The 13,134-nt window shown below is 28.8% G+C and carries 13 protein-coding genes and 1 riboswitch; of the genes, 5 read left to right on the top strand and 8 right to left on the bottom strand.

Translation table 11 applies throughout. The features are described 5' to 3' along the window. Window positions 1–468: 468 nt before the first annotated feature. Window positions 469–547: riboswitch (glycine riboswitch) on the top strand. 353 nt (window positions 548–900) lie between these two features. Then, window positions 901–2,283: a sodium:alanine symporter family protein gene (locus E6248_RS06970; protein ID WP_316340097.1), complete on the top strand. Its 1,383-nt coding sequence runs from the start codon at window positions 901–903 to the stop codon at window positions 2,281–2,283. A 391-nt stretch (window positions 2,284–2,674) separates the two neighbouring features. Then, window positions 2,675–3,652 carry a glucosaminidase domain-containing protein gene (locus E6248_RS06975; protein WP_316340098.1) on the top strand — a complete coding sequence of 326 codons (978 nt, stop codon included), beginning with the start codon at window positions 2,675–2,677 and terminating at the stop codon, window positions 3,650–3,652. Between the two features lie 193 nt (window positions 3,653–3,845). On the opposite strand, the gene E6248_RS06980 is transcribed toward E6248_RS06975, so the two are convergent. Next, window positions 3,846–4,115, bottom strand: coding sequence for an acylphosphatase (locus tag E6248_RS06980; RefSeq protein ID WP_316340099.1), 270 nt, complete (start codon window positions 4,113–4,115; stop codon window positions 3,846–3,848). Between the two features lie 139 nt (window positions 4,116–4,254). On the opposite strand from E6248_RS06980, the gene ndk reads away from it, so the two are divergent. Beyond that, a complete protein-coding gene (ndk, locus tag E6248_RS06985) occupies window positions 4,255–4,665 on the top strand; it encodes a nucleoside-diphosphate kinase (RefSeq protein ID WP_316340100.1) in 411 nt (136 codons plus the stop codon). Between the two features lie 57 nt (window positions 4,666–4,722). On the opposite strand, the gene E6248_RS06990 is transcribed toward ndk, so the two are convergent. Genes E6248_RS06990 through E6248_RS07010 form a run of 5 tightly spaced genes read right to left on the bottom strand, consistent with a single transcriptional unit; the run spans window position 4,723 to window position 9,030 of the window. Next, window positions 4,723–5,784 (bottom strand): spermidine/putrescine ABC transporter substrate-binding protein, encoded by a 1,062-nt coding sequence (locus E6248_RS06990; protein WP_316340101.1) that lies wholly within the window; start codon window positions 5,782–5,784, stop codon window positions 4,723–4,725. Then, complete coding sequence (locus E6248_RS06995; protein WP_316340102.1) at window positions 5,771–6,583, bottom strand: ABC transporter permease; 813 nt, start codon at window positions 6,581–6,583, stop codon at window positions 5,771–5,773. Before E6248_RS06995 ends, E6248_RS06990 begins: the two co-directional genes overlap by 14 nt. Next, on the bottom strand, window positions 6,577–7,425 hold the full coding sequence (locus E6248_RS07000; protein ID WP_316340103.1) for an ABC transporter permease: 849 nt from the start codon (window positions 7,423–7,425) through the stop codon (window positions 6,577–6,579). The genes E6248_RS06995 and E6248_RS07000 overlap by 7 nt, the downstream gene beginning before the upstream one ends. Further along, entirely contained in the window at window positions 7,425–8,468 is a 1,044-nt protein-coding gene (gene potA / locus E6248_RS07005) for a spermidine/putrescine ABC transporter ATP-binding protein (protein ID WP_316340104.1), read from the bottom strand. Before potA ends, E6248_RS07000 begins: the two co-directional genes overlap by 1 nt. A gap of 22 nt (window positions 8,469–8,490) precedes the next feature. Next, window positions 8,491–9,030, bottom strand: a complete 540-nt coding sequence (locus E6248_RS07010; protein WP_316340105.1) for an XRE family transcriptional regulator — start codon at window positions 9,028–9,030, stop codon at window positions 8,491–8,493. Between the two features lie 487 nt (window positions 9,031–9,517). On the opposite strand from E6248_RS07010, the gene E6248_RS07015 reads away from it, so the two are divergent. Both E6248_RS07015 and pflA read left to right on the top strand, forming a co-directional pair. Beyond that, window positions 9,518–10,567: a GNAT family N-acetyltransferase gene (locus tag E6248_RS07015; RefSeq protein ID WP_316340106.1), complete on the top strand. Its 1,050-nt coding sequence runs from the start codon at window positions 9,518–9,520 to the stop codon at window positions 10,565–10,567. A gap of 152 nt (window positions 10,568–10,719) precedes the next feature. Then, window positions 10,720–11,433: a pyruvate formate-lyase-activating protein gene (gene pflA, locus E6248_RS07020; protein ID WP_316340107.1), complete on the top strand. Its 714-nt coding sequence runs from the start codon at window positions 10,720–10,722 to the stop codon at window positions 11,431–11,433. A gap of 38 nt (window positions 11,434–11,471) precedes the next feature. On the opposite strand, the gene E6248_RS07025 is transcribed toward pflA, so the two are convergent. Together E6248_RS07025 and rocF are read right to left on the bottom strand one after the other, a co-directional pair. Then, a complete protein-coding gene (locus tag E6248_RS07025) occupies window positions 11,472–12,101 on the bottom strand; it encodes a 3'-5' exonuclease (RefSeq protein ID WP_316340108.1) in 630 nt (209 codons plus the stop codon). Window positions 12,102–12,180: 79 nt separating this feature from the next. Further along, window positions 12,181–13,077: an arginase gene (rocF, locus tag E6248_RS07030; RefSeq protein ID WP_316340109.1), complete on the bottom strand. Its 897-nt coding sequence runs from the start codon at window positions 13,075–13,077 to the stop codon at window positions 12,181–12,183. Between the last annotated feature and the right edge of the window lie 57 nt (window positions 13,078–13,134).

Below are 13,134 nucleotides of genomic sequence, written 5' to 3' on the forward strand. Positions count from 1 at the left end.
ACTTAATAAAGTGTAAAAATATTATTTCAACTTATACATTAATAGTATATATATAAAGAAATAAAAAGCAATTATTTCTTGCAAAAATATAATTGTATGAATTTAATATTGCAAAATATAATAATTTATAAAAAATAGATAATAACTTAGGGTAATTATTAATAAAGTGATTCTAAGCTTCAGATGGAGTTTTCTTAAAAAGTAGAGAACCAAAATTTTTTATTTTGTGTGAATCACTTTTACAAGGTGCAGGAATACCATACTCCATCTGAAGCTTAGAAGAAATAATTCAGGCGCGGAACAGTACTTAGCTACAACTATTAGAGGATAGGAGTATTAGCAATGGTAGCGATCGAATAAAAAAATAAAACTATAGTATGAAATATTTGATTTATTTAAAAATATAAATAGGTATTGAATATATTGAAATATATGTATATAATAACACTATAATTTTATAACGTTCGGTTGAAGGTAGCGGGAGAGTGATTTTTATTAAATCCACCGAAGAAGTAAATCTTTCAGGTATTAGGACCGTTGCTGGACGAACCTCTGGAGAGACTCGAATAGAGCACCGAAGGAGCAAAATGGAGCTGTTTCAAAATAAAGAATGAATAATTAATGCGAAAATTCCAGTAGGAGTTTTTGAAAGTAAATTATTATTAATTCTTAAGTAAGACAGTTACATTGAAACTCTCAGGTAAAAGGACAGGGGAAAGGATAGTATACTATAATATAATTTAAAATGAAGAAATTAGTGAAAAAGCTCCTTTAGGAGTTTAAAAATCAAATTATTTTTGTAATTTGATATACTTTAGATCAATAATTATTCATTTTTAATTAGAAGGACTTTTACTATCTATTCTCCTCCGTAAAGATAATTTAAGGGGGATTTTTTTTATGTTAAAACAAATTGAAACTTTTTTAAATGCAGTGGACACTATTATATGGGGACCACCATTACTTATTTTGCTAGTTGGAACAGGTGTATACTTAACATGGAAACTAAAACTATTACAAATATTTAGATTACCATTAGCTATTAAGTATATATTTTCTAAGGAAGAAGATAATGATGAAAATGCAAAAGGTGATGTTTCAAGTTTTGGTGCATTATGTACAGCTTTATCAGCAACTATTGGTACAGGAAATATAGTAGGTGTTGCTACAGCTATTAAGGCAGGTGGACCAGGAGCATTATTTTGGATGTGGATAGCAGCTTTCTTTGGTATGGCTACTAAATATGCTGAAGGAGTACTAGCTATTAAATATAGGGAAGTAGATGAAAATGGTCAAATGTCAGGTGGACCTATGTACTATATAAAAAATGGTTTAGGACTAAACTGGCTTGCAAATATATTTGCTATATTTGGAGTAGGGGTAGCGTTACTAGGAATAGGTACTTTTGGACAAGTTAAGTCTATCGCAGATGCAGCAGCAATAGGATTTAATATTCCTACTATAGTAACTGCATTAGTAGTAACAGTTTTAGTTGCATTAGTAACTTTAGGTGGAATAAAGAGAATTTCAAAAGTATCAGAAGCAGTAGTTCCCTTTATGGCAGGACTATATATAGTTGGAGTTTTACTTGTATTATTCTTTAATTTTAATAAGATTCCAGCTGCTGTTTCTTTAATTATAGAAAGTGCCTTTAATCCTCAAGCTGCTTTAGGTGGGGCAGTTGGTATAACTATTACTATAGCAATGCAAAGAGGTATAGGAAGAGGAGTATTTTCAAATGAAGCAGGACTTGGAAGTGCACCAATAGCAGCAGCTGCTGCTAAAACTAATTCACCAGTAAGACAAGGTCTAATATCAATGACAGGTACCTTTATTGATACTATAGTAATTTGTACAATGACTGGATTAGTTATAGTGATTACAGGTACCTTTAGTGGATCATTAGAAGGAGCAGCTCTTACAACAGCAGCCTTTGAATTAGGTTTACCAATAGCTGTTTTAGGAAAGTATATAGTTAATATTGGACTTATGTTTTTTGCCTTTACTACAATCTTAGGCTGGAATTACTATGGTGAAAGATGTATAGAATACTTATTTGGAATAAAAGGAATCAAGCCTTATAAATTAATATTTATTGCTCTAGTAGCAGTTGGACCTTTCTTACCATTAGAAATGATATTTATTATAGCAGACATAGTAAATGGATTAATGGCATTCCCTAACTTAATAGGACTAATAGGCCTGAGGAAGGTAGTAATATCTGAAACAGAAGAATACTTTAAAGAGTTGAAAGAAAAATCAGAGAGAGTAGAAGTAGCTTAAAATTCAAGATAAAATAATTGAAACTCAGCTTAGGCTGGGTTTTTTTAGTTTGACGAAAACCACCTTGATTAATAACAACTAAATTCAAAGTTTATGAATAATATCAGAAGCAAAGGTATAAATTTCTTGTTACCCCTAGGATAGGTAAGTTATCTGACTAATCTTACCTAATTTATTTAGTAAATATAAATTAATTCTTAAGTTTTAATGATAAGATTTAATTATAGGAAATATTATTATAATATATAAGTTATAATGAGAAATATAAGGTGCTGTCGCACAATGAAAAATTAATATGTTTTACTAAATAATAATTTTGACTTTTAATTTTTAGATTTATAGTGATATTGATAATTAAAACATAGACATGCTATTAAGCAAATTTAGAGGGGTGAGTTCTATATATAAGGGTAGTTACAGTGGTTTAAATAACTACAGCAAGGTAAAGTTTACTAATAAAAATATAAAAGCTGTAATTTTTTTATTAGTATTTTTTATTACAGTAATGTCTGTAATAATAGTAAAATTATTTGGATTATTTAATAGTTCCAGTAATAAGATGATTTTATCAATGGAAGAAATACAAAACTATATAGATTTAGCAGATAAATATACTACCAATGGATATCAATTAAATTGGCAGGAGATAGCCGCAATTAATTATGTTATTAATGATAGTAGTTTTTCAATTAAGGAAGATACATCAGAAACTATAGTAAATAGTTTATTTAAAAAAGATAAGGATGGAAATATTGTTGGTTTAAATAGTTTTAAATCTGCAATTAAAGTTTTTGATTTAAAAAGTAATGATGAAAAAGAGGCAATTGAAAAATTAAATATTTTAAAAAATAATTACATTCATACAGAGCTTGCAAATGATATTGATAAGAAAAAATTTATCAGTGATGTTGAGAGTATAGCCTATGAAAATTATAAAAAATATGGGATTTTACCATCTATAACAATATCACAAGCTATTTTAGAATCTGGCTGGGGAGAATCTACATTATCAGCAGAATATAATAATCTTTTTGGAATTAAAGCTGACAGTAGATGGGATGGAAATAGTGTAGATTTAGAAACTATGGAAAACTATGATGATGTAATAGTAGGTGCTTTTAGAGCTTATGATAGTTTAAAGGAATCTATAAGAGATCACGGAAAATTCTTATATGAAAATGAAAGATATGCACAAAACGGATTATTTAATGGGAAAACATATAAAGAGCAAGCACAAGCTTTAGAAAATGCAGGTTATAGCACTGCAAAAGATGAAGTGGGAAACTTAATTTATGCAGATAAGTTAGTAAAAGTAATTCAAGAAAATAATCTAATGATATTTGATACGGAAGCTAAAAGAAACAATTAGTATTAAAATGCAAAGCATTTTAATAATTAAAGAATGAAAAAATTAAATAATGAAAGAATGAATATAAAAAATTTTTACAGATTTTTTTATAAGGTAATCTTTAAAACAAAGGAGGTTTTGCATAGCAAAACCTCTTCCTTCATTCTTTAACTTTTTCATTACCTTCATTTTTTCATTTAAAATGCTTCGCATTTTATCTTATTTTGAATTTAGTTTCTGAGTCTATAAGTGGAATTTCTTTTTTTGAAACGGAAGTAACTCTTATGAAATAGTTGCCTTTGCTAATTAAACTTATAAATTTAGCTAAAGTATGTTCTGTTCCTTGCACTTCCATCTCTACCATTCCATTAGACATATTACGTACCCAACCAGTTAAATTAAGGTTTGTGGCATTCATTTGGCAATAATATCTAAAGCCTACTCCTTGGACTCTACCATCCACTACAATATAATATCTAACCATAAATACCTCCTTAAAAGTATAATTATCAAAATTATAGCACAATTTACTGGAAATTTTTAATATTTTATTAAATTATGTTAATAAAAATAGCAAATAGATGGTATAATTTAGAAGAAAGTTTTTTTATGGAGGAAGATATATGGAAAAGTCATTAGTATTGATTAAACCAGATGCGGTAAGGAAAAAGTTAATAGGCAAAATAATTAGCAAGTATGAAGAAAATAATTTAAGTATTATTAAACTCAAGATGGAAACCATTACTGAAGAATTTGCTAGTATTCATTACTCAGAACATATAGGGAAAGGGTTCTACAATAATTTATTATCTTTTATTACTTCAGGACCTTTATGTGCATTAGTTGTACAGGGTGAAAATGCAGTAGAGAAGGTAAGAGAGATAAATGGGAATACAGACCCAGAAGTAGCTAAAGAAGGTACTATTAGAAGGCTGTATGCAGAAAATAAAACTGAAAACTGTGTTCATGCTTCTGATAGCTTAGAAAGTGCAAAAAGAGAAATTGAATTATGGTTTGGGGAGTTAAATAATTAATATTTTTGGTATTTAATAAAGTCTACTGCATGTTAATACGCAGTAGACTTATTATAATTAATTTATTTTTACTTTTAGCCAAGCATCATCATATAGTTTGATTTTATTTCCTAAATCAATAAAGATTTCACATTTATCTAAAACTTCTTCTGAAGGATATACTGTTTCATCTTCTTGAGTTTCCTCATCTAAAAGTTCATATGCTCCCATGTTTGGAGTAGCATATCCAATATAATCTACATTTTCAGCAGCATTTTCAGGTTCTGATAAGAAGTTTATAAATTCTTCAGCTTCAGTTTTATGCTTAGCACCTTTAGGGATTACCATAACATCAAACCATTTATTGGAACCTTCTTTAGGAACTGCATATTGTAAGTTTAAATTAGGAGCTTCCTCTTGAATATAGATTGCATCTCCAGAATAAACTGTAGCCAATATTGCTTCGCCATTTATCATCTTATCTTTTACTTCATCCATTACATAAGATTGAACTAAAGGTTTTTGTTTAATTAGTTCATTAACAGCTTCATCTAATTCTTCTTGATTGGTAGAATTTAATGAATATCCAAGCCTAGCTAGTGAAATTGCAAGAGTGTCTCTAATAGAATCAAACATAAATATTTCACCTTTATATTTTTCATCCCATAAAGCATCCCAGCTATCAATTTCGCCATCAACCCTATCTGCGTCATATATTATACCAATTGTTCCCCACATATAAGGAATAGAGTATTCATTGCTAGGATCATAAGAAAGATTTTTAAAATCTTCACCAATATATTTAAAGTTAGGTATGTTATTAAAATCTATTTTTTCTAGCATATCTTCTTTAATCATTTTTTCTACAATGTAGTCAGAAGGGAAGATTAAGTCGTAGGTACCAGGGCTGTTTTTAACTTTTTGATACATTATTTCATTAGACTCATAAGTATTATATATTACATCAATACCAGTTTCTTCTTCAAATTTTGAAATTAAGTCTTCATTAATATAGTCACCGTAGTTAAAAACATTTAATACTCTTTTACCATTTTCTTCACTGTTACCACATCCTACAAAAAGTGAGGTAGTTAACGCTAAAGAGGATACAACAGCAAGTAATTTTTTAAGCTTTTTCAACTTTATCACCTCTCGATGTAAATTCTTTCCTATTTGCAATTAATAGAAGGGTTAATACTGTTACAAACATTAGAGTTGAAAGAGCATTAATTTCAGGTTTAATTCCTCTTCTAGCCATAGCAAATATTTCTATAGAAAGGTTAGTAACTCCTGGTCCTGCTGTAAAGAAGCTTATAACAAAATCATCTATAGACATTGTAAAGGCCATAAGCATACCTGCAAAGATGCCAGGTCTAATTTGAGGTAATATTATCTTTCTTAAAGTATATGAAGGTGTTGCTCCTAAGTCTAAGGCAGCATCTTCTATATTCTCAGGTAATTGCCTAAGTTTTGGTAATACTGCAAGTATAACATAAGGGATGTTAAATGTTATATGTGCTAGAAGCATAGTAGTAAAGCCAAAATCTAATTTAGTAATAGGTCTTAAGAATATAAATAAACTCATCAAGGCAATCCCTGTTACTATATCAGGATTTAGGACTGGCAAATAATTTATATTTAGCAATAGTGCTTTTTTTGGCCCTCTCATTTTATTAATTCCAATTGCTGCAAGTGTACCTATTACAGTTGCAACTAATGATGAAATAATTGCAATTACTACTGTAAAAAATAGTGCTTGCATAATAGTTTCATTTTGGAAAAGCTCCCTATACCATTTTAAAGTAAAGCCTGACCAACTTCCCATAGTCTTAGAATCATTAAATGAAAAGATTATTAAGGCAGCAATAGGTAAATATAAGAAAATAAATATTAATACTAAGTAAAATTTCTTAATGAAATTTTCAAAACTTTTTACCATAATTGTCCGCCTCCTTCCTTAGAATCTGATTTATCAAACATATTCATAATAGCCATACAAACTAATATAATTACCATCATAAAGATAGATATAGATGAACCGAAGTTCCAATCACCCATCATTGTAAATTGCTGTTCAATTAAGTTACCTAAAAGCATATATTGACCACCACCTAGTAATCTAGAAATTACAAAGGTAGATACAGCTGGCATAAATACCATTGTTATTCCTGAGATAACTCCAGGCATACTTAGAGGTAAAGTTATTTTTCTAAATATCTGCATTCTGCTTGCACCTAGGTCAGCAGCAGCATTTAGTAAATCATTATCTATTTTAGTTAAAACAGTATATATTGGTAAAACCATAAAAGGTAAGAAGTTATATATCATACCTAAAATAACTGCACCATCATTATATAAGAAGTTAAATGGTCCAAGTCCTATTTGAGCTAATATGTTATTAATGAATCCATTCTTACCTAGAATAGGTAACCAAGCATAAGTTCTTAAAAGGAAATTCATCCACATAGGAACTATAAATAACATAATTAATATACTTCCTTTAGATGGTTTCATTCTAGAAATTATATATGCAACAGGATAGCCTAAAATTAAGCACCAAAAAGTTGATAATAATGCAAGTTCTAAACTTCTTCCAAATACTTTAATATATTGAGGTTGAAGCAATCTATAGAAGTTTTCTAAAGAAAAACTGTATCCTCCGTCAGGATTAGCTATTGTAAAGCCGAAAAATAATACTATTAATAAAGGAATTACTATAAATAAAGCGCTCCAAAATATAAATGGATAAGCTGATAGACTTCTTCTATTTATTTTTTTCATTATTGAGAAACCTTTCTCATAATATGAATATCTTCTGGATAAATATCTAATCCTACTTCAGAATTAACTTCAGCAAACTTAGTATTGTGAATTATCCAAGTTTTATTTCCTTCTTCAACTTCCATTTCATAGTGAACTCCCTTAAATATAATTGACTTTACGATTCCTTTAAGCATTCCATCATTAGAACCAACTATTTTAATATCTTCTGGTCTTACAACTACATCTATTAATTCATCCTTATTAAAGCCTTTATCTACACAATCGAATATCCTATTACAGAATTTAACCTTATAATCTTCAAGCATTACTCCATCTAATATATTACTTTCTCCAATAAAGTCTGCAACGAATGCATTAGAAGGTTCATTATATATATCTTCAGGAGATCCCATTTGTTGAATCTTTCCTTTATTCATAACTATAATTGTATCTGACATAGTAAGTGCTTCTTCTTGATCATGAGTTACGAAGATAAAGGTAATTCCTAGTCTTTGTTGAATTCTTTTAAGTTCTAATTGCATTTCTTTTCTAAGCTTTAAATCTAGTGCACCAAGAGGTTCATCTAATAACAGAACTTCTGGTTCATTAATTAGTGCTCTTGCAATAGCAACTCTTTGCTGCTGACCACCACTTAAAGATTCTATTTTTCTTTTTTCAAAGCCAGTTAAAGATACTAGTTTTAACATTTCTTTAACTTTTGAATCTATTTCATCCTTAGGAGTTTTCTTAATTTTTAAACCAAAAGCTATATTTTCATATACATTCATATGAGGGAATAAAGCATACTTTTGGAATACGGTGTTTACTGGTCTCTTATATGGAGGTAATGTGGATATATCAGTACCATTAAATAAAACCTCACCATTATCAGCCTCTTCAAAGCCGGCAATGATCTTAAGAGTAGTAGTTTTTCCACATCCGCTTGGACCAAGTAATGTTAAAAATTCATTTTTTCTTATTTTTAAAGAAAGATCATCTAAAACACAGTTATCTTCAAAAGTTTTAGAGATTCCCTTTATTTCAATTATATTTTGTTCCAAAATAAACACCTCTTTCTATAGATTAAAATGATGGTGGAGTACTAATCCATATTACCTTTGCTTGGGTTTTACCAGCATTAGATATATAGTGATTAGATCTAGGCTTAAAATAAAAGCTTTCACCTTTTTTCACCTTAAATTTCTTTTTACCTAAATGCAATATTATAGTTCCCGATAATACAAAACCAAATTCCTCACCCTCATGTGGTTCTTCTTCCACATATTGCCCTTGAGGCTCTAAAGTTATCATTATTGGTTCCATTTCGTTCTTTTGTGCATTAGGTATTAGCCACATTAATTTATATTTTAATTCTTCGTTTTCAGTTTCAAACATATCTTCATAAGTAAAAGCAACTTTTTCCTCAGTAGCATCACTAAAGAACTCTGTTAAGTTAGTTCCTAGAATTTCTAAAATATCAATTAATGTTGCTATTGATGGAGAAGTTAAATCATTTTCTACTTGTGATATAAAACCCTTAGATAATTCACATCTATTTGCAAGCTCTTCTTGAGTTAATTGCTTTTCTATGCGCAATCTGCGTATTTTCTCACCGATTTCCATAATGTACCTCCATCTATAAATTTTATAATATATAAGTTCTAATAAATATTTTATGATTAATTAAAACATATATACTAAACCTTAGGTTTAAAATTACTAAACAAACAAGGTATATTATAATTACTTATTGGGAATAAATCAATATTTTTTTAGAAAAATATTAAAAAAAGTATTCTCCGTAAGCATTGGTATTATTAAGATAGAGAAGTTTTAAATAAAAAGGGTTTAATAAAACAACACTTAAAGTTTAGTAATACTAAATTTTTATTTAAGGTAAAAATTTATGGTAAAATATGAAATATATTTAAAGTGAGATAAATTCTTAAGTCTATGAAAAAGAATACTTATGTATTAATTAGTATTATTAAGCAAATAACAATTTTTTATATTTATAGAATCTTTGTGCTAATTTCTTGATTATAGGTATGATTTGTGAGATATTTAATTATAGTTAATTATTTAAGATATAAGCTGTGGGTGATGTAAAATGGATAGCAATATTAATTTGTATAGAAGGAATGGGAAAAGTGTATATATTAAAATGCCAGAGTTTAGTGAGTTAGCTTATGTTAAAGAACTTTGGAGTGATAAGAAGAATATTGGTGATACTGGAGAAGTATACTCATTTTCAAGAGATAAGTGGGAAATGTTTTATAAGAAGATGGTACATCCAACAGATGGCAAAAATTTTTATTGTCTTGTATATAATCTAGAGAATGAGCCTATTGGAGAAGTAAGTTTTCATGGATATAATTCTGCTACTAAAGTAGCAAGAATTAATTTGAAAATACATTATAACTATAGAAGAATGGGTTATGGTGAAGAAGCTCTTAGATTATTACTAGAATATTATTTTCTGCAATTCGGAGGACAAGCTATAATTGATACAGTCCAATCAGAAGAAGCTAAACTTTTGATGAAGAAACTTGGATTTGAAGCAATTAATAGTTATAAGAGTCATTGGACATTTAAATTAACTAAAAAGACTTTTTTAGCAGGAAATTTAAATAGTAAAAAGGTCGTGGCTATTTTAGAGTACAATGATTCTAATATTATAGAAAAAAACTTACCTTTTGAAATATTTAGTAAAGCAAATGATATATTAAAGGAAGAGTATTTTAGATTTTATTATTTATCAGATAAGGATATAGAAAATAATCTTGAAATAAAAAAGATTAGGCCAAACATTTTATTTATCCCTGGGGGAAAGGGGATTAATAAGGTTTTAGATAATCAAGAGGTCTTGTTGTATATTAGTGAGGTTTATAAAGAATGTGATTATATTACGTCTTTTTCTAATGGATTGCATTTATTTAAAGATTTAAGCAATATTGAGGGAATAATGATTCCAAAGGCTAAATGGAAGATTGAAAATACTATAGAGACAAATAAATCCTTTGTAGACAATGGGAAAATAATGATTTCATCAAATTTAATAGGACATATAGAGCTTTGTTTATGCATAATTAAGAAAGCTCTTGGGGATGATATTTCAAAAGAAGTAGCAAAAGAAATAGGATACTGTGTTGATAAGTGATTTGAAACTAAGAATTAAAAATTCATTTTAAATAAATCTGCAAGAATTCTATAAATAATTCTACATTAGTCTCTATTGTACAAATTTTATAAAATAATTATAATATTATAGGTGAAATGGTTTCACTTATTATTTTTAGAGGAGAATAACATATGCTAAAGGGTAGAATTCATTCCATTGAGACAATGGGTCTAGTAGATGGACCAGGAATAAGAGTAGTGGTTTTTTTTCAAGGGTGTAAGCTAAGATGCCTTTACTGTCATAATCCAGATACTTGGAGTGATAAAGGTGGAGAAGAGTACACAGTTGAAGAGTTACTTGCTAAAATTAAAAGATTTAAGAGTTATTTTAAAACCTCTGGTGGAGGCGTAACTTTTTCAGGTGGAGATCCATTAAGACAACCAGAATTTTTATTAGAGTTATTAAAAGAGTGTAAGAAAGAAGGTATTCATACCTGCATAGATACTTCAGGAGTTGGCTTTGGGGATTATACTGAGATTTTAAAATATACTGATTTAGTATTATATGATGTAAAGCATCTTACTGAAGATGGATATTTAGATATGACTGGTTCTAAAATAGATGAAAGCAATAAGTTCCTAGAAGACTTAAAAAAATCAAATGCAAAGATTTGGATAAGACAAGTAGTTGTTCCTGGAAAAACTGATAGTGAAGGTTATATGGGGAAATTAAAGGAATTTGTTGATACATTAGATAATGTAGAAAAGGTTGAACTTTTACCATATCATTTATTAGGTGTAAATAAGTATGAAGCTTTAAAGATTAAGTATAGACTTGAAGGTGTTCCACCTATGGATAGAGAAGAGTGTCAAAGATTAAAAGAAAAGTTTTTTAGTGAATATTAAAATATAAAAAATTAAATGGAGGTTTATGTAACCTCCATTTAATTTTTTAATAATCTACTAAAGTAACCAGCAGGAATTAATCCTTTTTTCATACCATGAATTACTGTTAAGTAAGTAGCAGCAGTATCAAATCTTGCATCATGATAATTTCCACTACCTTCAAATAATTCATCTGCTTTTTTAGCTATCTCATCCTCAGATATTTGAAGATAATCGATAACCTCTGAAAGTTTAGGGTTTTTAACTGTTCCTGATGGGTTCAGTATATTACAAATAGGTTTGTAATATGCCATTGTACAGAAGGTGTTTTTTGGATCCCAAGTAGTATCCACAAGACCAGCTTCCCAAAGTTGCTGTAACTCATGTTTTAAAAACTTTATATCAAACTGTACATTATGACCTATAATAAAATCTGCATCAAAGAAGTCAGGCATAAACTCATGAACAAATTCTAAGAATTCTTTTCCATCTGAAAGTTCATATAGTTTTTCTAATGAAAAACCATGAATTGCTTCGGCTCCTGCATCCATGCTATCAACTGTAAAGAAAAAGTTTTTTCCAGTAGTTTTTTGTGGCTTAGTTGAGGCATCTATTATTATATAGCTAAGCTGGCATATATTACCTGGCTTAATGCTAGTAGTTTCTGTATCAAAAAATAGTAATTTCATAATTTCCTCCTTATATAGTTTACATATTATATAATAACATACAATAATTTAAACAGAAATAGAGGATATAAAGTTTTATTTAAAGATTATTTGAAATTACTTTTAATAATTCAATACAAGTTTCTAAAGTTTTCTTATTTTTATCAAGTACTGGGTTAAATTCAACAAAATCCATTGACTTAACTAAAGAGGTATTTAAAATAGTTTCTAAAATTTCTTTTCCTTCTGAGAAAGATAATCCATCTTCTACAGGAGTGCCAGTACCAGGTACATATCTAGGGTCTAAGCTATCAATATCAAAACTTAAATGGATATTTTTAGCATTGATATTATTAATAGCTTCTAATAACTCTTTAAGGACAGTACTTATGCCCTTGTTTTTTATATCTCTCATGGTCCAGATATTTAGATTATAGTTCTTGATTATTTCAAGTTCACCTAAATCCAAATCTCTACAACCTAATAAAAATACATTTTCCGGTTTAACCTTTTGACTAGGGGAATAAATATTAGTCAATGTTTCATGTCCAATTCCCATTGAACTAGCCAAAGGCATGCCATGAATGTTTCCTGATGGTGAAGTCTCAAGGGTATTAATATCACCATGAGCATCAACCCAAACTACTGCAAGATCATTTTCAAAATATTTACTAGCCCCAGCAATGCTACCTATAGCAAGTGCGTGGTCTCCACCTATTACTAAGGGTAAAGTGGAATTTTCTAAAGCTGTATAAACTTTGTCAGCTAGTCCAATATTTGATCTCACAACTTCATCTAAATACTTCATTTTTGCGTTAGCTGCGTATTTATCATTTGAAGAAACATTTTTTACATGAACTTCGCCCATATCACAGACATTATGGCTTTTATTAAAGATATCTAGAAGGTTGTTTTCTCTTAAAATTTTTGGGCCTTGTTCTACACCTGGATTATCGCATCCGTAGAACAGAGGCATATCAATAATACTAATATTCATTACAAACAAACCTCCAAATAAAAATTGATTTTTAGGGCAATAAATATATATTAATAG

The organism is Clostridium sp. (genome assembly GCF_032552055.1).
Lineage (GTDB): Bacteria > Bacillota > Clostridia > Clostridiales > Clostridiaceae > Clostridium.